The sequence below is a fragment of the Lysobacter firmicutimachus genome (assembly GCF_037027445.1).
GTDB lineage: Bacteria > Pseudomonadota > Gammaproteobacteria > Xanthomonadales > Xanthomonadaceae > Lysobacter > Lysobacter firmicutimachus.
Genome location: NZ_JBANDL010000002.1, coordinates 4,980,101 through 4,999,555 on the forward strand (window position 1 = coordinate 4,980,101; position 19,455 = coordinate 4,999,555).

The 19,455-nt window shown below is 71.1% G+C and carries 16 protein-coding genes; 10 read left to right on the forward strand and 6 right to left on the reverse strand.

Annotated elements, in window-relative coordinates:
• Nucleotides 1-263 precede the first annotated feature (263 nt).
• Nucleotides 264-1,955, reverse strand: coding sequence for an NAD(P)/FAD-dependent oxidoreductase (locus V2J18_RS21510; RefSeq protein ID WP_064745967.1), 1,692 nt, complete (start codon nt 1,953-1,955; stop codon nt 264-266).
• Nucleotides 1,956-2,263: 308 nt separating this feature from the next.
• On the opposite strand from V2J18_RS21510, the gene V2J18_RS21515 reads away from it, so the two are divergent.
• Nucleotides 2,264-3,853: an OpgD/OpgG family glucan biosynthesis protein gene (locus tag V2J18_RS21515; protein WP_064745968.1), complete on the forward strand. Its 1,590-nt coding sequence runs from the start codon at nt 2,264-2,266 to the stop codon at nt 3,851-3,853.
• 427 nt (nt 3,854-4,280) lie between these two features.
• Here V2J18_RS21515 and mnmG read toward each other — a convergent pair whose 3' ends face one another.
• Together mnmG and V2J18_RS21525 are read right to left on the reverse strand one after the other, a co-directional pair.
• On the reverse strand, nt 4,281-6,170 hold the full coding sequence (mnmG, locus tag V2J18_RS21520; protein WP_064745969.1) for a tRNA uridine-5-carboxymethylaminomethyl(34) synthesis enzyme MnmG: 1,890 nt from the start codon (nt 6,168-6,170) through the stop codon (nt 4,281-4,283).
• A 600-nt stretch (nt 6,171-6,770) separates the two neighbouring features.
• Complete coding sequence (locus V2J18_RS21525; RefSeq protein WP_064745970.1) at nt 6,771-7,274, reverse strand: hypothetical protein; 504 nt, start codon at nt 7,272-7,274, stop codon at nt 6,771-6,773.
• 613 nt (nt 7,275-7,887) lie between these two features.
• Here V2J18_RS21525 and V2J18_RS21530 point away from each other — a divergent pair.
• The 9 genes from V2J18_RS21530 to V2J18_RS21570 all read left to right on the forward strand — a co-directional run bounded on the left by V2J18_RS21530 (nt 7,888) and on the right by V2J18_RS21570 (nt 16,702).
• Nucleotides 7,888-8,562, forward strand: a complete 675-nt coding sequence (locus V2J18_RS21530) for an ABC transporter ATP-binding protein (RefSeq protein ID WP_064745971.1) — start codon at nt 7,888-7,890, stop codon at nt 8,560-8,562.
• Complete coding sequence (locus V2J18_RS21535) at nt 8,546-9,520, forward strand: HlyD family secretion protein (protein ID WP_064745972.1); 975 nt, start codon at nt 8,546-8,548, stop codon at nt 9,518-9,520. Before V2J18_RS21530 ends, V2J18_RS21535 begins: the two co-directional genes overlap by 17 nt.
• Nucleotides 9,517-10,491 (forward strand): HlyD family secretion protein, encoded by a 975-nt coding sequence (locus V2J18_RS21540; RefSeq protein WP_336132853.1) that lies wholly within the window; start codon nt 9,517-9,519, stop codon nt 10,489-10,491. The genes V2J18_RS21535 and V2J18_RS21540 overlap by 4 nt, the downstream gene beginning before the upstream one ends.
• Nucleotides 10,488-11,837, forward strand: coding sequence for an efflux RND transporter periplasmic adaptor subunit (locus V2J18_RS21545; RefSeq protein ID WP_336132854.1), 1,350 nt, complete (start codon nt 10,488-10,490; stop codon nt 11,835-11,837). The genes V2J18_RS21540 and V2J18_RS21545 overlap by 4 nt, the downstream gene beginning before the upstream one ends.
• The gene (locus tag V2J18_RS21550; RefSeq protein ID WP_336132855.1) at nt 11,834-13,084 is read left to right on the forward strand and encodes an ABC transporter permease; all 1,251 of its coding nucleotides are present in this window, start codon (nt 11,834-11,836) and stop codon (nt 13,082-13,084) included. The genes V2J18_RS21545 and V2J18_RS21550 overlap by 4 nt, the downstream gene beginning before the upstream one ends.
• A 107-nt stretch (nt 13,085-13,191) precedes the next feature.
• Nucleotides 13,192-14,199, forward strand: coding sequence for a pyridoxal-phosphate dependent enzyme (locus V2J18_RS21555; RefSeq protein WP_064745976.1), 1,008 nt, complete (start codon nt 13,192-13,194; stop codon nt 14,197-14,199).
• Nucleotides 14,200-14,418: 219 nt separating this feature from the next.
• On the forward strand, nt 14,419-15,225 hold the full coding sequence (locus V2J18_RS21560; protein ID WP_064745977.1) for a V4R domain-containing protein: 807 nt from the start codon (nt 14,419-14,421) through the stop codon (nt 15,223-15,225).
• Nucleotides 15,226-15,368: 143 nt separating this feature from the next.
• The gene (locus V2J18_RS21565) at nt 15,369-16,121 is read left to right on the forward strand and encodes an MHYT domain-containing protein (RefSeq protein WP_064745978.1); all 753 of its coding nucleotides are present in this window, start codon (nt 15,369-15,371) and stop codon (nt 16,119-16,121) included.
• A gap of 152 nt (nt 16,122-16,273) precedes the next feature.
• Nucleotides 16,274-16,702 (forward strand): ketosteroid isomerase-related protein, encoded by a 429-nt coding sequence (locus V2J18_RS21570; protein ID WP_336132856.1) that lies wholly within the window; start codon nt 16,274-16,276, stop codon nt 16,700-16,702.
• 27 nt (nt 16,703-16,729) lie between these two features.
• Here the strand turns inward: V2J18_RS21570 and V2J18_RS21575 are convergent, their stop codons facing one another.
• The 3 genes from V2J18_RS21575 to bioH are packed head-to-tail and all read right to left on the reverse strand — an operon-like array spanning nt 16,730 to nt 19,433.
• Entirely contained in the window at nt 16,730-17,722 is a 993-nt protein-coding gene (locus V2J18_RS21575) for a multidrug resistance efflux transporter family protein (RefSeq protein WP_064745983.1), read from the reverse strand.
• Complete coding sequence (gene bioC, locus V2J18_RS21580; RefSeq protein WP_064745984.1) at nt 17,719-18,627, reverse strand: malonyl-ACP O-methyltransferase BioC; 909 nt, start codon at nt 18,625-18,627, stop codon at nt 17,719-17,721. Before bioC ends, V2J18_RS21575 begins: the two co-directional genes overlap by 4 nt.
• On the reverse strand, nt 18,624-19,433 hold the full coding sequence (gene bioH, locus V2J18_RS21585; protein WP_336132858.1) for a pimeloyl-ACP methyl ester esterase BioH: 810 nt from the start codon (nt 19,431-19,433) through the stop codon (nt 18,624-18,626). Before bioH ends, bioC begins: the two co-directional genes overlap by 4 nt.
• Nucleotides 19,434-19,455 lie beyond the last annotated feature (22 nt).

The window sequence follows — 19,455 nt, forward strand, 5'->3', positions numbered from 1 at the left end:
GCAAGGCGAGCCTCCTGCGGTCGTGCCCGCGAAGGCGGGACATCGAGACTTCATCCCAGCATGGCGCTGAAGTCTCTGGATGCCCTGTCTGCGCCGGCATGACGGGTTCGCCGCGATGCGATCAAGCCCATCCAGCGTCGATCCCGCGAAGGCGGGAGCCCAGCGGTCATTCCGGCCGGACGCTCCGATCTGCGGAGCCGGGCGAACTGGAAGGGCCCGGCGGCAGCGCCGCCGGCGACGCCCGCTCGAGCCTGGGCGCGGCCTCAGCCGCGCGCCACTCCCGCCAGAATGCTCAACGCCACCGCTTCGGCGGTCTTGATCCCGTCCACCGCCGCCGACAGGATGCCGCCGGCGTAGCCCGCGCCTTCGCCGGCCGGGAACAGGCCGCGGGTATTGAGGCTGTGGCCGTCGGGGCCGCGGGCGATGCGCACCGGCGAGGACGTGCGCGTTTCGACGCCGGTCAACATCGCATCGGGCATCGCGAAGCCCTTGATCTGCTTGTCGAACGCCGGCAGCGCTTCGCGGATCGCCGCGATCGCGTACTCGGGCAGCGAGTTGCCCAGGTCGGTCAGGCGCACGCCCGGCGTGTACGACGGCTGCACCGCGCCGAGCGCGGTGGAGGGCCGGCCGGCGAGAAAGTCGCCGACGGTCTGCCCCGGCGCTTCGTATTCGCCGCCGCCCAGGGCGAAGGCCTGCGCCTCCCAATGCCGCTGCAGGGCGATGCCGGCCAGCGGGCTGCCGCCTGGGTCGGCGGTGTCGTCGTAGGCGCGATAGTCCTCGGGCGTGATCCCGACCACGATCGCCGCATTGGCGTTGCGTTCGTTGCGCGAGTATTGGCTCATGCCGTTGGTGACCACCCGCCCGGGCTCGCTCGCGGCCGCGACCACGGTCCCGCCGGGGCACATGCAGAAGCTGTACACCGAGCGGCCGTTGCGGCAGTGATGGACCAGCTTGTAGTCGGCCGCGCCGAGGATCTCGTGGCCGGCCTGCGGCCCGAAGCGGGCGCGATCGATCAGCGATTGCGGGTGCTCGATGCGGAATCCGATCGAGAACGGCTTGGCCTCCATGTACACGCCGCGCGCGTGCAGCATGGCGAAGGTATCGCGCGCGCTGTGGCCGAGCGCGAACACCACGTGGTCGGCGCGCAGTTGCGTGCCGTCGGCGAGCTGCACCCCACGCAGTTGCCCGTCTTCGATCAGCACGTCGTCGACCCGCTGCGAGAAGCGGATCTCGCCGCCGAGCGATTGGATGGTCTCGCGCATGTTCTCGACCATCGACACCAGGCGGAAGGTGCCGATGTGCGGCTTGCTGACGTAGAGGATTTCCTCCGGCGCGCCGGCCTTGACGAACTCGGTCAGCACCTTGCGGCCGTGGTGCTGCTTGTCGCTGATCTGGCTGTAGAGCTTGCCGTCGGAAAAGGTGCCGGCGCCGCCTTCGCCGAACTGCACGTTCGACTCCGGGTTGAGCACGCGCTTGCGCCACAGGCCGAAGGTGTCGACGGTGCGCTCGCGCACCGCCTTGCCGCGTTCCAGGATGATCGGGCGGAAGCCCATCTGCGCCAGCACCAGGCCGGCGAACAGGCCGCAGGGGCCCATGCCGATCACGATCGGCCGCAGCGGCAGCGAGGCCGGCGCGCGGGCGACGAACTTGTATTCGGTGTCGGGCGTCGGCAGGACCTTGACCTTGTCGGCGCCGGCCGCGCCTTGGCGCGGGCCTGGGGACGGCCCGGCCGCGGCGGCGTGTTCGCGCTGCAGGATCTCGGCCTCGCGCGGCGTATCGACGTCGATCGAGTAGATCAGCTCGATGCCGCCGCGCTTGCGCGCGTCGTAGCTGCGCTTGGCGACGGTGTAGCCGCTCAGTTCGGCCGCGGCGATGCCCAGGCGGGCGAGGATGGCGTCGGTGAGCGCGCTGGTCGGATGGTCCAGCGGCAGTCGGAGGTCGGTGAGTCGAAGCATGGCGATATTCTAGAGGCTTCGGTCGCGAGCGGTTTTTGCCGCGGCGCGGGACCCGGTTTTCGCGGCGCCGGGCGGCCGCCCCGGCCCTCTTGGCGTCGCACGTCCTGCGATCGCCGACGCGGAGCGTGCGCCGGAAGCGATCGTCGGAGCGGTCGCAAGCCATCGACGTCCCTGCCCCCTTCGCGCAAGAACGGCCGGCCCTTCAAGCCCATTGGCTCGGGATGCCCCGCTCTCAACGCCCGCATAACCATCGCCGCAGCGGGATTGGCTAGCATGCTGCGTCCCGTTGCCACGACGTCGCCTGCCCCATGATCCGACGCCAGTTCCTCAAGCGCGCCGCCGGCGCTCTCGCCGCCGCCGGCCTGCCGCTGCCCCTGTTGGCCTTCGCTGCGCCCTCGGCCCGGCTGGGTCCGCCGCAACCGTTCGATTTCGCCGCGCTCAAGGGCCAGGCCCGGGCCCTGGCCGAGCGCGCTTACGTCGCCCGCAACGCGACCCTGCCGGCGCCGGTGGCGGCGATGGACTGGGACCAGTACCAGTCGATCCGCTTCCAGCGCGACCATGCCTTGTGGGGCGCGGACGACGGCAAGTTCCTGGCCCAGTTCTTCCACCTCGGCCTGTTCTTCAAGTCGGCGGTGCGCATGTACGAAGTCGCCGACGGCCAGGCGCGCGAGATCGGCTACGACCCGACGATGTTCGATCGCCGCCGCAGCGGCCTGGACGGCAAGCCGCTGCCGGCCGACCTGGGCTTCGCCGGCTTCCGCCTCAACACCCGTCGCGACCCGGACCGCGATTTCGCCGCCTTCCTCGGCGCCAGCTATTTCCGCGCGGTCGGCGGCGAAGGCCAGTACGGCCAGTCCGCGCGCGGGCTGGCGATCGACACCGGCACCGGCCGGCCCGAGGAATTCCCGGACTTCACCGCGTTCTGGCTGGAGCGCCCCGCCCCGGGCTCGGACACGCTGATCGTCTACGCCCTGCTCGACTCGCCCAGCATCGCCGGCGCCTATCGCTTCGCGATCACCCCGGGCGAGGTGTTGCTGATGGACATCGACTGCGCGCTGTATCCGCGCAAGACCATCGAGCGCATGGGCCTGGGCCCGTGCACCAGCATGTACCAGGTCGGCGAGAACGACCGCCGCATGGACTGGGACTGGCGTCCGGAAATCCACGACACCGACGGCCTGGCGATGTGGACCGGCCGCGGCGAGTGGATCTGGCGGCCGCTGTGCAATCCCGAGCGACTGCGCTTCAACATGTTCGCCGACGAAAACCCGCGCGGTTTCGGCCTGCTGCAGCGCGACCGCAACTTCGATCATTACCAGGACGACGGCGTGTTCTACGAGAAGCGCCCCTGCCTGTGGGTCGAGCCCAAGCAGGCTTGGGGCGCCGGGTCGGTGCAGTTGGTCGAGATCCCGACCGTCGACGAATCCTTCGACAACATCGTCGCGTTCTGGAACCCGCGCGAGAAGCCGCAGCCTGGGCAGGAACTGCTGTACGGCTATCGCCTGTACTGGGGCGCGCAACCGCCGGCGACGCCGCCCCTGGCGCGCTGCGTCGCCACCCGCACCGGTCTGGGCGGGCGCATCGGCTTCAAGCGCGATTACTTTTCCTGGCGCTTCGCGGTCGACTTCGCCGGCGGCCGCCTGGCCGAGTTGGCCAAGCGCAACGCCAGCGTCGAACCGGTGGTGCAGATCGGCCGCGGCGGCCGACTGGAAACGGTGTCGTGCCGGCCCCTGCACGAGATCGGCGGCTACCGGGCGATGTTCGATGCGGTGCCGCCGGACGACTCGACCGAGCAGATCGATCTGCGCCTGTTCCTGCGCGACGCCAGCGGGGCGCTGAGCGAGACCTGGCTGTATCAGTGGTCGCCGCCGAGCAAGAGCGAGCGGCGCTTGTACTGAGGCCGGGAACGCGCAGCACGAGCAGGAACGAATCCCCCGTCTTCAACGGGGGGAAGTGCAACGCCAAGCATCGTCGCTCGTGCAGACATGCCGCGGCACGGCGACGCCGACGTTGGCAGCGCGTTGCGTTGTCCGTCAGCCGCTGGCCTGGGCGCTTGGTTGCCGTTGGCGGTCGACGATCGGTGCTTGGCCGCGAGCGACCGGCCGTTGGCTGTTAGCCATACTGTTTCGCCTCTTCGACGAAGCGCGCCAGTTCGCCCTTTGAAAAAAGCGGCTGGCGCTCGCGCTGGCCCGGCATGCGGACGCACGGCCTGCGCTGGGGGATTTGCCTGAGTCGCGCAACGCGGCGAACCCGCAGCAGCGAAGCCCTCGCCAAGCCCGGCTCCGCTTCAACCAATCCCCAATCCCGGCTCCCTAATCCCCGCCCTCAAGCCACTCGCGTACGCCGCGCTCGGGCCAGGTGCACCAGCAACAGCGAAATCGCCGCCGGGGTCATGCCGGGAATGCGCTGCGCCTGGCCGACGGTCTGCGGGCGCACCCGATCCAGCTTCTGCTGCACTTCCGCCGACAGGCCGCGCACCGCGGCGTAGTCGAAGCCGTCCGGAATCGGCGTGCTCTCGTTGCGCTGCTGACGCTCGATCTCGTCGCGCTGGCGGTCCAGGTAACCGGCGTACTTCACCCCGATCTCCACCTGCTCGGCGACCTCGTCGTCGGCCACCGCCGGCCCCAGCGAGGCCACCTGCATCAGCTTGGCGTAGTCCAGTTCGGGGCGCTTGAGCAGATCGCGCGCGCTGCTTTCGCGGCTGACCTCGACCCCGAGCGCCTGCGCGATCTCGCGCCCCAGCGCATTGTTCGGCGCCGCCCAGATCGCGCCCAGGCGCGCGGTCTCGCGCTCGATCGCCTCGCGCTTGCGCGCGAACGCGTCCCAGCGCGCGTCGTCGACCAGGCCCAGCTCGCGCCCGAACGGGGTCAGGCGCAGGTCGGCGTTGTCCTCGCGCAGTTGCAGCCGGTACTCGGCGCGCGAGGTGAACATGCGGTACGGCTCGCTGGTGCCGTGGGTGATCAGATCGTCGACCAGCACGCCCAGGTAGGCCTCGTCGCGGCGCGGGCTCCAGCCTTCGCGGCCGAGCACGAAGCCGGCGGCGTTGACGCCGGCCAACAGGCCCTGCGCGGCGGCTTCTTCGTAGCCGGTGGTGCCGTTGATCTGGCCGGCGAAGAACAGCCCGGCGACCGACTTGGTCTCCAGCGTGCTCTTGAGCCCGCGCGGATCGAAGAAGTCGTATTCGATGGCGTAGCCCGGGCGGGTGATGTGGGCGCGCTCGAAGCCGCGGATCGAGCGCACCAGGTCCAACTGCACGTCGAACGGCAGCGAGGTCGAGATCCCGTTCGGGTAGATCTCGGCCACGTCCAGGCCCTCGGGCTCGACGAAGATCTGGTGGCTGGCCTTCTCGGCGAAGCGCACCACCTTGTCCTCGATCGAGGGGCAATAACGCGGGCCGATGCCTTCGATCTGGCCGGTGTACAGCGGCGAGCGGTCGAGCGCGCCGCGGATGATCTCGTGGGTGCGCTCGCTGGTGTGGGTGATCCAGCACGACACCTGACGCGGATGGTCGGCACGCGTGCCGAGGAAGGACATGACCGGACGCGGATCGTCGCCCGGCTGCTCCTCCATCACCGAGTAGTCCAGGCTGCGGCCGTCGATGCGCGGCGGGGTGCCGGTCTTGAGCCGGTCGACCACGAACGGGCCTTCGCGCAGCCGTGCCGCCAGGGCCACCGCGGGCGGATCGCCGGCGCGGCCGGCGGCGTAGGTGGTCTGGCCGACATGGACCTTGCCGGCGAGGAAGGTGCCGGCGGTCAGCACCACCGCCGGCGCGCGGAAGCGCAGGCCGGTCTGGGTCAGCACGCCGACCACCCGGCCGGCGTCGAATGCGATGTCGTCGACCGCGGCCTGGAACAGGGTCAGGCCGGGCTGGGCCTCGACCGCTCGGCGGATGAAGCTGCGGTACAGGGCGCGGTCGGCCTGGCAGCGGGTGGCGCGCACCGCCGGGCCCTTGCTGGCGTTGAGCCGGCGCCACTGGATGCCGGCGGCGTCGGCGGCGCGGCCCATGATCCCGCCGAGGGCGTCGATCTCCTTGACCAGATGGCCCTTGCCGATGCCGCCGATGGCCGGGTTGCAGCTCATCGCGCCGACCGTCTCCACCGAATGGGTCAACAGCAGCGTGCGCGCGCCGGCACGCGCCGCGGCCAGCGCGGCCTCGGTGCCGGCGTGGCCGCCGCCGACCACGATCACGTCGTATTGGTAGAAGGAGTCGCTCATCGCATCGTCGTCGTGGCTGCGGTCGTCGCCCGCGGACGACCCGGTCGCAATTTTAGGCCAGGCGCGCGGCCCGGGGCTTCACCCAGAGTTGGCACACTTCATGCTTGGGATAGAAGTGCACCTTGCGGGGCAGGCGCTAGACGCCGGCTGGAATTGGAACAGGGGCTGGCCAAGCGCTCGCGGGGGAAGCCGGGGGGCCGAATGTCGGGGGACATTCGGCCCCTTTTTTATTGCGCGTTTTTTGCGCGCGCGGCGCGCTCGCTGCGCCATCGCCGCCACTGCGAGGCCGCCGCCGCCGAGTCGCTCGCGACGCGCAAGTCCTTGAATCGCATAAAGCAAAAGCGCACGCCGATGCGTGCGCTTTGGCTGTGTCCCCGGCTTGCGGGGGAATGGGCGCCGACGCCTGACGGGGACGGAACAGGGGGGATCCGTGATTCCTCGCCAGGCGCCGACATAGAAGTCTTGCTTACCGAAAACGTCCAAATACGACGTAAGCGGTCAGTAGCGGTAGATTGCGGTCACTTCGGCCTGAACGCAAGTGCGCACCGTTCCACTTTGCAGTGCCGGGGCGCACGACCGTGCACCCCGGCAGGGCTCCGTTCAGCGTTGGACCTCGCGCCAGGGCACGCCGCGCCGGCCGCTGGCGGGCGGGCTCGACGGCTGCGGCCGCGGCTGCGGGATGCTGCTCGGTTGCGGGATGCCGCTGGGGCCCGGGCCGCTCCAGCGCTGGCCGCGGTCCGTACGCGCGTCGCGCCACGGAATGCCGCGCGGATGGTCCGGCAGCGACGGCCGGGTGGTCGGCGGGCGGTGCGGACGGTTCGGGTAGTAGTGGCGCGGATACGGCGACGGGTAATAGCCGTAGGGATAGCCGTAACCGCCGTAACGGTAGGGATTGCCGTAGTAGCCGCCGTAGCGGTAGTACGAGCTGCCGTAGCCGTAGGGGTAATAGCCGTAGCCGTACGGCGCGCCGTAGTAGCGATAATCGACGCTCGGGCGGCCGTAGTAATACGAACCGCCGCCGCTGCCGCCGCGCAGGGAATAGTCGGTGACGCAGCCCGCCAGCAGGGCGGTTGCGAGCAAGGGCAATAGCAGTTTGCGAATCATGTCGGACCCCCGGTATCAGGGGTCCAGCTTCGATCCGGCGTTTTGAACTCGGGCTTAATTCGGCCCGGCCCGGCCTGTACGGTTCAGCCCGCGGCCTGGGCGTCGGCCGTGGCCTGGGCGTTGGGGGCCGACACCATGGTCGGGTCGAGGCGGGGCGGTATGCATCCGACGAGCAGGACCGCGAGCAGGCATACCGATAATTTGCGGAGCATGATGCATCCCCTGTTTTATTGGGCGTCGACGGAATACCGCGCCGTGGGTTCGCTTGGGCCATCGTGGCGCGTCGCCCGGAGTATAGCCAACCGCACTCCGGCGTCGTTCCGTGACCGGATCGGCGCACGATGAGATCCAAACTAGCCGCGGCCGGGCGCGAATTCCGGTACGGGCTCACAGATTCGCATGGCGCGGCCGTGCCGCGCGCGGCCGCGATCGGCACACTTGCCGCGCGCCCCTGGGCTTGAGGTAGATTGCCGCCACGGTCGACCGGCCCGTCCGCGCGATGCGCGGAGGCGATCCGCCGGCGGGAACCTTCCGCGTCTGCGGCCGGTCCTGTATCGCGGCGCCGGGAGCGGCGCCGTCGCGCACCACCTCATCTTTGGCCCGGCAGTTCTCGATGATCGAATTGGAAGCGGTCCATCGTCGCTACGAGATGAATGGGCAGGCGGTAAACGCATTGGATGGGGTGGACCTGAGCATCGAAGCCGGCGAATTCGTCGCCATCACCGGCGCCTCCGGCTCGGGCAAGTCCAGCCTGCTCAACATCCTCGGCTGCCTCGACCGCCCCACCCGCGGCCGCTATCTGATCGAAGGCCGCGACGTCGCCGCGCTCGACGACGAAGCCGCCAGCGACATCCGCAACCGCCGCATCGGCTTCGTGTTCCAAAGCTTCCATCTGCTGCCGCGGCTGAGCGTGCTGGAGAACGTGCTGCTGCCGCTGCGCTTCCATCGCGCGCCGCCGGCCGACAGTGCGCAGCGGGCGCGGCACTTGCTCGACCGGGTCGGCCTGGGCGCGCGCAGCGGGCATCGGCCCAGCGAGCTATCCGGCGGCCAGCAACAACGCGCGGCGATCGCCCGCGCCCTGCTGCTGCAGCCGGCGCTGCTGCTCGCCGACGAGCCCACCGGCAACCTGGACTCGAAAAGCGCCGCCGACGTGCTCGACCTGATCGGCGAAGTCCATGCCGGCGGCCAGACCGTGGTGCTGGTGACCCACGACCGCGACCTCGCCGCGCGCGCGCCGCGCGAGGTGCGTCTGCACGACGGCAGGATCGAACATGACTCGGCGGCCTGATCGCTACGGCGCCGCGGCGCTGGCGCTGCTGGCCTGCGCGCCGGCGGCGGCGGCCGTGCTGACCGGCGAGGTGCGCTCGGTCGGCGCGCAGCCGATCTACACCCCGCAATCCAGCACCGCGCCGGTGACGATCCGCTACTTCGTACCCGAAGGCCAGGCGGTCAAGGCCGGCGAAGTGGTGCTGCGCATCGACCCCGGCCAGGCCGGCACCCAGATTCCCGAGCTCGACGCCAAGCTCGAACAGACCCGGGCCAAGGCCGCCAAGGAATTGGTCGAACTTGAGGTCAAGACGGTCGACGCCGAAGTCGCGCTGGCCGACGCCGAGGCCGCGCTGGCCACCGCCAGGATCGAAGCGGCGATTCCGCGCGGCCTGATCTCGCAGCTCGACTACGACCGCCATCAGGGCGAATTGGACAAGACCACCCGCGAGCTCAAGCTCAAGCGCGAGCAACTCGCCGCCGCGCGCGCCGCCCATGCGCGCCGGAGCGAGGACGCGCGGTTAGAGCTGGCCAAGCTGAGCGGCCAACGCGACTACTACGCCCTGCTGCTGCGCCAGTCGGAGGTGCGCGCCGAACGCGACGGCATCGTCCTGCACGGGTTCAATACCAGTTGGAGCGGTGGCCGCATCGACGAAGGCAGCTCCACCATGCCCGGCAGCAAAGCCGGCGAGATCGCCAGCGGCGGCAGCGGCATGCAAATCCGCGCCTGGGCGCTGGAGCCGGACCGGCGCGGCTTGCGCGTCGGCCAGCCGGTGCAACTGGCCTTCGACGCTCTGCCGCGGCAACGCCTGCAGGGACGCATCACCGCGATCGCCGGCGCACCCGACCGCAAACCCGAATGGGGCGAAGGCCGTTACTTCAGCGTCGACATCGCCCTGCCCGAACGGCATGCGCTCAAGTTGCTGCCGGGCATGAGCGTGCGGGTCAGCCCCCTGGCCGCACCCGGAGCGGCGCGATGAATCCGCGCCGCGGCTTCCTCGCCTTGGCGCTGGCCGCCGGCGCCACCGCGGCCGCGGCCGCGGCCGCGCCGTTGCGCGTGGACGGCGAAGTCTATGCACGCCGCACGTCGGCGCTGATGCCGCCGACGGTCGAGCGCATGTGGCAGTTCAACATCACCCAGCTCGCCCCCGACGGCGCGCCGGTCAAGCGCGGCCAGCCGGTGATCGCCTTCGACAGCAACGAGGTGGTCAAGCAGCTTGCGGAAAAGCGCAGCCGGCTCAAGGAAAAGCAGGTCGAGCTGGACAAACTCGACCTGGAACTGGCCGAGCGCGAGCGCACCGAACGCCTGGCCACCGACGAGGCGCGCGCCGCGCTCGACAAGGCGCAACGCAAGACCCAGCAACCGGCCGAGCTGATCGCCGGCATCGAGTACCGCAAGCTGCTGATCGCACGCAGCCAGGCCGAGCGCAAGCTGGCCCTGGCGCAACGCCGCGAAACCTTGTCCGCCGAGCAACGCCGGCAGGAGCGGCGCCTGCTCGCCGCCGAGCGCGCGCAGCTGCAGGCCGACGTCGACCGCCTGCAGCGCTCGCTGGCGGCGCTGGAAGTGCGCGCGCCGCGCGACGGATTGATGATGCACCGAAGCAATTGGGAAGGCGAAAAGTACGACGTCGGCTCGCAGGCCTGGGTCGGCCAGACGGTGGCCGAGATTCCCGACATGAGCACGCTGGCGGTGCGCGCCGAACTGCCCGAGCGCGAGCTGCAGCGCGTCGCGGTCGGCGCGCCGGTGCGGATCGTGGTCGAAGGCGGCGCCGGCAGCGTGCTGCGCGGACGGATCGAGTCGGTCGGACGCGCGGTGCGCAGCAAATCGCAAGTACAGCCGGTGCCGGTGCTGGACCTGGACGTGCGCCTGGACGATCCGCGCGCGCCGTTGCGTCCGGGCCAGGCGGTGCGGGTCGAGATTCCGGCGCCGACGCGGAGCGCGCGGCCATGAGCGCGTACCGGCTTCGATTGCGCGCCGTCGCGGCAGCGAGCCTGGCGCTGGCCGGCGGCTTGGGCGTCGCATCGACGACCGGTTGCACCGCCGAGCAGGCCCCGGCGGCGACCGAAATCGTGGCCACGGCGCCGCTGCGGCTCAGTGTCGCCGGCGAAGGCGAGCTCAAGCCGGCCAAAGCCACGCCCTTGCAGGTGCCCGGGCGCAATTGGTCGGCGCGGCAACTGGAGTGGATGTTGCCGGAGGGCAGCGCGGTCAAGCGCGGCGACCTGATCGCGCGTTTTTCCGCTGCGCAAGGCCAACAGGAACTGGCCCAGACCCTGATCGACCTGCAGCGCAACGAACTCGCCCGCGCGGCCAAGCAGGGCGATCTCGACACCGCGCAAAGCAAGGTCGCGGTCGACCTGGCCCAGGTCGCGGTGCAACTGGGCATCGCCGAGCGCTACGCCGGCGCCGACCTGAGCACGATGGCGCGCAACGAGGTGCTGGACGCGGTCGAGGACGCACGCTTCCTGCACGCCAAGCGCGACACCTTGGAATGGCAGCGCGACCAGGCCGGCGTGCGCGGCGGCGCCGAGCTGGCGGTGCTCGACGCCCAACGCGCGACCTTCGACATCACCGCCAAAGCGCGCCAGGCCGACCTGGACGCGCTGGAACTGCGCGCGCCCAACGACGGCGTGCTGATGCTCAGCGCCAACTGGTCCGGCGACAAGCCCAGCGTCGGCGCCACCCTGCGCGCCGGCTTCGACTACGGCAGCCTGCCCGACGCCTCGGCGATGGAACTGGAACTGAGCCTGCCGCAGATCGAGGCGCAGGGGGTCGAGGTCGGCGACGCGGTCGAGATGGCGCCGGTCGGCCGCCCCGAGCAGCGCATCGTCGCCAAGCTGTCGTGGGTCGCCAGTGCGGCCAAGGTCCGCAGCCAGGAAAGTCCGGTGAAGTATCTGTCGATGAAGGCGCCGATCCCGGCCGAAGCGATCGCGCGCTACAAGCTGGTGCCGGGACAACGCCTGCGCGCGCGGGTGATTCTGTTCGACGCGCCGCGTACGCTCAGCGTCGCCAACGTCGCCATCGAGGGCGATGCCGGCAAGGAGTACGTCAGGGTGCGCCAGGGCGGCGACTTCCTGCGCCGCGAGGTGCGCCTGGGCGCGCGCGGACCGGCGCGCTCGCAGGTGCTGTCCGGCTTGCGCGACGGCGACGAAGTGCTGCTGGCCGCGGCCGGCGCGGTCGCCGCTCACGACGGAGCCGGCGACGACGACACGGATGCCGGCGGCGACGCGGTGCCGGCCAGTACGGCCGCCGACGCTCCCGCCGCGGCGGCGCGCAGCCCGCGCCAGGCCCGGCCATGAGCGCGCTGTTGAAGGCGTTGCCGCCGATCTGGCGCGAGGCGGTAGAGGAGCTGTGGCGGCGACGCCTGCGCACGCTGCTGACCCTGCTCGGCCTGATCTTCGGCGTCGGCGCCATCGTCGCCATGCAAGCGGTCGGCGAAGGCAGCCGGCGCGAAGCGCTGCGCCTGGTCGAGAGCCTGGGCCTCAACAATCTCATCGCCGAAGCCAAGGCCCAGGACGAAAACAGCCTGCGCGAGACCCGCGCGCGCAGCCTCGGCCTGAGCCTGGCCGACGCCGACGCCGCGTTGGCGGTGGTGCCTGGCGCCGAGCGCTACGCCGCGGAAAAGCCGGTGCGCACCCATTCGGTGTTCAGCGACTACGGCCGCAGCGACGCCCAGACCAGCGGCGTGAGCCCGGACTACTTCGCCCTGTCCTCGCTGCGCATCGCCCGCGGGCGCGCCCTCGGCGCCCAGGACGACCTGCGCCTGGCCGCGGTCGCGGTGCTCGGCCATCAGGCCGCGGCGGATCTGTTTCCCGGCATGGACCCGATCGGGCAGTTGCTCAAGGTCAATCACGTCTGGCTGGAAGTGGTCGGCGTGCTGGCCGACCGCGACCTGAGCAAGGACCAGTTCGAAGGCGTGCAGTTGGGACTGGAGAGCAACCGCGTCTACCTGCCGCTGGCCAGCGCCCGCGCGCGCTTCCGCTTCCAGCCGCAAGAGGACGAAGTCGACCGCTTCCTGCTGCGCCTGCGCGATCCGTCGCAACTCGCCGCCGGCGCGCGCGTGCTGTCGACCGTGCTGACCCAGCGCCACGCCGGCATGGCCGATTTCCGTCTGGTGGTGCCGCAGCAGTTGTTCCAGCAGCACCAGAAGACCCAGCGCATCTTCCGCGTGGTGATGGGGGCGATCGCCGGCGTCAGCCTGCTGGTCGGCGGCATCGGCATCATGAACATCATGCTCGCCAACGTGCTCGAACGCCGGCGCGAGATCGGCTTGTTGCGGGCGCTCGGCGCGCGCCGGCGCGACGTGATCGCGCAGTTCCTGCGCGAGGCCACGGTGATCTGCGTCGCCGGCGCCGCGCTGGGATTGCTGTTCGGCATCGCGCTGGCCTATCTGATCGCCTTCTTCGCCGGCTGGCAGGTGGCCTGGGCGCCGCTGCCGGTGCTGTCCTCGGCGCTGTTCTGCGCCGCCGTCGGCCTGGCCTTCGGCGTCTACCCCGCGCGCCAGGCGGCGCGCCTGGACCCGATCGCCGCCCTGCGCCACGATTGATCCACCGCCGGGCCCGGCGCCGGACCCGGCACACACTTCGCAGCCGTCCCGACGCACCCGCCACGCCCCGCACGCTGCGTTCGCCGCCCCTGCGCTACGCTTGGGCCATGAACGACCTGACCGTCTCCCCCGCGGCCGATGCCGCCCTCGCCCCGGCCGCGCCGGAATTCGCCGACATCCTCGCCGCCGCCGCGCGCATCGCGCCGCACGCGCACGCCACGCCGGTGCTGCGCTCGCGCGCGATCGACGAATTGGCCGGCTGCGAGCTGCACTTCAAATGCGAGAACCTGCAGCGCGGCGGCGCGTTCAAGTTCCGCGGCGCCTGCAATGCGGTGTTCGCCCTCAGCGACGAAGACGCCGCACGCGGCATCGTCACTCAAAGCTCGGGCAATCACGGCGGCGCGATCGCGCTGGCCGCGCGCCTGCGCGGCACCACCGCGACCGTGGTCGCGCCGCACAACACGCCGCAGGTCAAGCTCGCCGCGATCCGCGCCTACGGCGCGCGCATCGTGCCCTGCGAGCCGCTGCAATCCTCGCGCGACGCGGTCACCGCCCAGGTGCTGGCCGACACCGGCGGGGTGCTGGTGCATCCGTTCAACGATCCCAAGGTGATCGCCGGCCAGGGCACTGCGACCCTGGAACTGCTCGGCCATGCGCCGCAGTTGGACGCGGTGATCGCCCCGGTCAGCGGTGGCGGATTGCTGTCCGGCACCGCGATCGCGGCGCACGGCGTCGATCCGGCGATCGAGGTCTACGGCGCCGAACCGCAAGGCGCCCGCGATGCGCACGATTCGCTGCGCGAAGGGCGCAGGATCACCGGCCGCACCCCGGACACGATCTGCGACGGCCTGCGCGCCGAGCTGGGCACGCTCACCTTTCCTATCCTGAGCCGGCACGTGCGCGAGATCCTGCTGGTCGACGACGCCCAGGTGATCGCGGCGATGCGGCTGATCTGGGAACGCATGAAGCTGGTGGTCGAGCCCTCCGGCGCGGTGCCGCTGGCGGTGGTCCTGGCCCAGCGCGAACGCTTCGCCGGACGCCGGGTCGGGCTGATCGTGTCCGGCGGCAATGTCGATCTGGGATTGGCGTCCGCCTGGTTCGCCGACGCCTCCTGACCGGTTCGCGAACGGTTTCGCGTTTGTTATGCGGCAGCGTTTTCTACGGACGCGTACGGCCGCATAAAACGCGGAAAAACTCCCTTCATCTGTGATCTTGGTTTGCGTTTTTTGTGAACGCAGCTGGCACGCTGCGCCATCGCGCGCCAGTCCCTGTCATGACGCGCCGCTCGGACAGCGAGCGTCTTCAGGAACATGCACAGGCCAGGGGAGTTACACATGGTGGATGTCGAATTCCGCGTGGTGTCCGACCGGCGCGACGGGCTGCTGCTCGCGCTGGGACAGGTGGTGATCGCCAACGGTTTCACCCTGCTGCGCCAACGCATGCTCAACAGCGAGGAGGGCGTGGTCCTGAGCATGGTCGTGCGCGGCCCGGCCGAGTCCTTGCTGGTGCTGGAAGAACGCCTGGGAACGCATCACCTGGTGCAGAGCTTCGAGGCCTCGGCCTACGAGGGCGGCAACGGCGCGGCCGCAGCGCCGGCACCGGTGCGCAGCAACGGCGCGGCCAGCGCGCCGAACATCCCGCCGCCCGCCGCGGCGCCGGCCGCCGCAGCCGCGCCGGCCCAGGCGACCGCGGCGCCGATCGATACCCAGCGGGTGGAGACCCTGCTGCCGCAGCTGGCGCGCAACTACCCCAACATCCTGCTGCAGTTGGTGGCGCTGGAACGCGAGCTACCGCCGAGCCAACGCGAAGCGACCCTGCGCTACATCGGCCAGCGCGTCGGCGCCTGGGTCTACAAACGCGACTACGCGCTGGGCGGACAATTGCCGCTGCACGACTCGGTGCGGCGCATCGCCCTGCCGGCGATGCGCCAGCTGGTCCAGGCCGAACTGCAGGACGACGCCCTGCGGATCCGCAATAGCCCCTTCTGCCATCGCGGCGAAAGCGGCGAATGCTGCCACTTCCTGCGCGGCATGCTCGGCGGCCTGCTGGAAGGCCAGCACGGCGCCGACGGCGTGCGGGTGGTGGAAAGCCAATGCCGCAACACCGGCGCGGAGGCGTGCCGGTTCGAGTTCCAGGCCTGACCGGTCCGACACCGGTCGGCCACGGCGCGGACGGCCGTGGCGCTACGGACACTCCGGTCGACCGCCGGAGCCGCATTGCCGCTACGGCGCGGGGAAGGCGCCGGCGCGGCCCCTAGCCAGACAACCCACCAGGGGGTTCCGCCATGCCGATCGATCACGCCATCCAGTGCATCCATGACCCGTTCCTCGTCGTCCTGTCCTATGTCGTGTCGGTGCTGGGCTCGTTCACCGCCTTGCAGCTGGCGATCGCGATCCCGAGCGCGACCACGCCGGGACAACGCTGGCGCGCGGTGACCGCCGCCGGCATCGCGATGGGCGGCGGCGCGATCTGGGCCATGCATTTCATCGCCATGCTCGCCTGCAAGATGGACGTGGCGGTGACCTACGACCTGCCGATCACGGTCGGCTCGGCGATCATCGCGGTGGTCTCGTGCATGGCCGGCCTGGCCATCGCCGGCAGCGGCCTGTTCAACTGGGGCAAGCTGATCCTCGGCGGCGTGCTGATGGGCCTGGGCGTGACCGGCATGCATTACGCCGGCATGGCGGCGATGCTGATGCCGGCCGACACCGTCTACAACACCAACCTGGTGCTGGCTTCGGCGGCGATCGCCGTGGTCGCCTCGATCGTCGCCCTGTGGCTGGCGTTCAACCTGCGCGGCTGGGGCCAGATGCTCGGCAGCGCCCTGGTCATGGGCGTGGCGGTGTGCGGCATGCATTACACCGGCATGCTCGCGGCCAGCTTCATCCCCAACAAGGCCGGCAGCGCCGCGCTCGCCGGCGGCATCAGCGGCGGCTACCTGGGCATCGGCATCTTCGTCGTCACCACCGCCCTGCTCGCCGCGGTGCTGACCCTGAGCCTGCTGCGCCAACGCCAGCGTGCGATGGTGCGGATTTGATCCTGCGCGCCCGATCCCGCCGATCGGGCGACCGCCGCGACGACACAAGGCCCGCCACGCGCGGGCCTTGTGTCGTCCGGCCGCCGCGGCCACGGCGCGCGCCGGCGGGATCGGCGATCATGTCCGCCGGCCCCGCACCGCCTGGAGTTCCGATGAAGATCGACGGCACCCGCCGCGACGACCGCGCCACCGAGCTGGTGCTGTCCTATTACGCCGCGTTCAACCGCGGCGACTGGGACGGCATGCTCGCCACCCTCGCCGACGACGTCGCCCACGATCTCAACCAGGGGCCGCGCGAAACCGGCCGCGCGGCCTTCGCCGCGTTCCTGCAGCGCATGGCCCGGCATTACCGCGAACAGTTGCGCGACGTCGTGGTGATGACCGCGCCCGACGGCGCCCGCGCCGCGGCCGAGTACGTGGTCCATGGCGAGTACCTGGTCACCGACCCGGGCCTGCCGGAAGCGCGCGGGCAACGCTACGTGCTGCCCGGCGGCGCCTTCTTCGAGATCGCCGACGGCCGCATCCGCCGAGTCAGCAACTACTACAACCTCGGCGACTGGACCGCCCAGGTCGGCGCCTGAGCAGCGCCGCGCGGCCCGGCGCGGCGCTCAACCGCCGCGGTCGCTGCGCAATTGCTTCACCCGGCGTTCGTTGCCGGCCGCGGCGCGCGCGGCGACCACGCTGAACATCACGATGCCGACCCCGACCAGGCAGGCGCCGGCCAGGGTCCGGCCCTGCGGCCAGGCCTCGCCCAGCCACAGCGCGCCGATCACGGTCGCGAACAGGATTTCCGCCGCCTGCATCGCCTCGGCCGCGGCCAACGCGGTCGGCTCGTTGCGCACCATGCCGGTGGCCTGGAAGAACAGCACGGTCGCGATCACGCCCGCGCCCAGGGCCACGCCCGCCGCCAGCCACAGCTGTCCCGGCGGCGGCGCACCGGCCTGGACGCCCGCATACGCGGCCACCGCCCACCATAGCGGCTGGCTCGCCAGGGTCATGCCGAACACGCGCTGGGTGGCGTTGAGTTCGATGCCGCTGCGCTCCAGATGCAGCAGCAGGCCGCGATTGCCCAACGGGTAAGCGAAGGCCGAAACCGCCACGCACAGCAGCGCGATCCAGCCGGCGCGATCCAGCCGGCCGCCGCCGTGGCCGAACTGCATGATCAGCACACCGGCGACGATCAGCAGGCCGACCAGCAGCGCCGGCAGCGGAATCCGCGCACGCGCGTCGCGGTACAGGAACGGCGCGCACAGCATCCCGGCGATCACGGTCAGTTGGAAGGTACCGGCGATCAGCCACGAGGGGCCGCTGGCGGCGGCGTAGCTGAGGCAGACGTAGAACAGCACGAAGCCGATGCCGCTCCACAGCAGCCACGGCCAGGGATGGGCGCGGATCGCCTTCCACACCGGCTTGACCCCGCCGAGCAGCGGCATCGCCAGCAACAGCATCGGCAGGGTGAACAGATAGCGCAGCGCTGCGGTCCACGCCCAATGCCCGCCGGCGGTGGCGGCGGCGCGGTTGAGCACGTAGGTGCAGGTGAAGAACAGCGCCGAGGCCAGCGCGATCAACACCGCCCACAGGGCGTGGCGGCGCGCACTCATCGCTGGCGCACGCGGATGCTGGACACCGGCACCTGCACCTCGTCGACGCCGCCGACCCGGATCGGCGCGCCCGGCGCCGGGCCCCAGGCATGGGCGTAGATGACTTCCCAGGTCGCCGGCAGGCGCCCGTCGCCGCCGCGCAGCGCTTCGTAGGCCTGCGCGGCGCGGGCGAAGCGGGCGCGGCCGGTCAAGCTGCGGCGACGGTCGCTCATCGCATTGGTCGCGCCGAGCGTGCGCAATTCGCGCATCAGATGGCCGAGGTCGGGATGGCCGAGCACGAACTCATCGCGGTCCAGCACCGGGTTCTTGAAACCGGCGGCGATCAGCGCATCGCCGAATTGGGCGATCGACGGGAACAGGCTGACGTGCGGCGCCGAGTCGGCTTCGGCGAAGGCGCCGCGCAGCTCGAACAAGGTGTCGGGGCCGAAGGTCGATACCAACAACAGGCCGCCGGGCTTGAGCACGCGGCGGAAGCCGGCGAACACCGCCGGCAGGTCCTCGACCCACTGCAGGCACAGATTCGAGAACAGCACGTCGACGCTGGCATCGCGCAGGGGCAGCGCACGCGCGTCGGCGCAGACCAGGTCGGGCCGGCGCGGGCCGCCGAGCAGGCGCGGCCGCCAACTGCCGCTGCCGGCGTGGCCGCGCGCCTCGCGCAGCATCGGCAGGGCCAGGTCGAGGCCGATCACCTGCGCGCGCGGCCAGCGCTGTTGCATCGCCGCGGTCAGATGGCCGGGGCCGCAACCGACGTCGACCACCACTTCGGGCACCCGGTCGTCGAGATAGTCCAGGGTTTCCGACAAGCGCGCACCGACTTCGCGCTGCAACGCGGCGGCGCCGTCGTAGCCGTGCGCGGCACGCGAGAACGAGCGCCGGACCTGGCGATGGTCGAACAGATCGGTCATGGCGAACACACGGCCTGTGCGGCGTTGGAGCGAACCGGCGCGACGAACTCGCGCAGCAACTGCGCGACCTGCGCGGTGGCGCCGAGGAAGGGCGCGTGGCCGGCGCCGGCGATGACTTCGCTGTGCGACTGCGGCGCCAGCGCCGCGGCGGCGGGCATCGCGCCGGCCGGCACCAGCCGGTCGCGACGACCGGAGATCCACAGGCTGGGCACGCGCAAGCCGGGCAGTTCGCCGCGCACGTCGAAGCCGTCGAGCAGCGCCAGGCCTTCCTGCAAGGCGCGCTCGGCCGGCTCGCCGCGCTCGAACGCGCGCTGCTTGAGGCAGCGCAGGTCGTCCTGGGCGCTGCTGGAACCGAGCGCTTCGAGAGCGAGGAAGCCCTCCAGCGTGCCGCGGAAGTCGCTCTTCAAGGCGCGGCCGAAATTGCGGAACAACTCCGGCGAGACGCCGTGCGGCCAGTCCTCGCCGGTGACGAAACGCGGCGACGAGGCGACCAGGATCAGCCCGCGCACGCGCGCGGCATGGTCGAGCCCGGCGCGCAACGCGACCTGTCCGCCCAGCGACCAGCCCAGCCAGTAGGCGTCGGGAAAACGCCCGACCAATTCGCTCGCGAGCGCCCCGGGGTCGAGCGGCGTGGCATCGTCGCGGGCGTAGCCGTGGCCGGGCAGATCGACCAGATACAGGGTGCAGTGGTCGGCCAGCGCCTCGGCCAGCGGCGCGAACAAGCCGCCGTGCATGGCCCAGCCGTGGATCAGGACGAGCGCCGGGCGGCCGCTGTCGGGCGCCGCGCCGGTGGTTTGGATGTACATGGAGAATCCGTAATGCGTCGTT

Coding starts and splice junctions, on each gene's coding strand:
- V2J18_RS21510 (WP_064745967.1), bottom strand. CDS start 1,955: ATGCTTCGACTCACCGACCTCCGACTGCCGCTGGACCATCCGACCAGC.
- V2J18_RS21515 (WP_064745968.1), top strand. CDS start 2,264: ATGATCCGACGCCAGTTCCTCAAGCGCGCCGCCGGCGCTCTCGCCGCC.
- mnmG (WP_064745969.1), bottom strand. CDS start 6,170: ATGAGCGACTCCTTCTACCAATACGACGTGATCGTGGTCGGCGGCGGC.
- V2J18_RS21525 (WP_064745970.1), bottom strand. CDS start 7,274: ATGATTCGCAAACTGCTATTGCCCTTGCTCGCAACCGCCCTGCTGGCG.
- V2J18_RS21530 (WP_064745971.1), top strand. CDS start 7,888: ATGATCGAATTGGAAGCGGTCCATCGTCGCTACGAGATGAATGGGCAG.
- V2J18_RS21535 (WP_064745972.1), top strand. CDS start 8,546: ATGACTCGGCGGCCTGATCGCTACGGCGCCGCGGCGCTGGCGCTGCTG.
- V2J18_RS21540 (WP_336132853.1), top strand. CDS start 9,517: ATGAATCCGCGCCGCGGCTTCCTCGCCTTGGCGCTGGCCGCCGGCGCC.
- V2J18_RS21545 (WP_336132854.1), top strand. CDS start 10,488: ATGAGCGCGTACCGGCTTCGATTGCGCGCCGTCGCGGCAGCGAGCCTG.
- V2J18_RS21550 (WP_336132855.1), top strand. CDS start 11,834: ATGAGCGCGCTGTTGAAGGCGTTGCCGCCGATCTGGCGCGAGGCGGTA.
- V2J18_RS21555 (WP_064745976.1), top strand. CDS start 13,192: ATGAACGACCTGACCGTCTCCCCCGCGGCCGATGCCGCCCTCGCCCCG.
- V2J18_RS21560 (WP_064745977.1), top strand. CDS start 14,419: ATGGTGGATGTCGAATTCCGCGTGGTGTCCGACCGGCGCGACGGGCTG.
- V2J18_RS21565 (WP_064745978.1), top strand. CDS start 15,369: ATGCCGATCGATCACGCCATCCAGTGCATCCATGACCCGTTCCTCGTC.
- V2J18_RS21570 (WP_336132856.1), top strand. CDS start 16,274: ATGAAGATCGACGGCACCCGCCGCGACGACCGCGCCACCGAGCTGGTG.
- V2J18_RS21575 (WP_064745983.1), bottom strand. CDS start 17,722: ATGAGTGCGCGCCGCCACGCCCTGTGGGCGGTGTTGATCGCGCTGGCC.
- bioC (WP_064745984.1), bottom strand. CDS start 18,627: ATGACCGATCTGTTCGACCATCGCCAGGTCCGGCGCTCGTTCTCGCGT.
- bioH (WP_336132858.1), bottom strand. CDS start 19,433: ATGTACATCCAAACCACCGGCGCGGCGCCCGACAGCGGCCGCCCGGCG.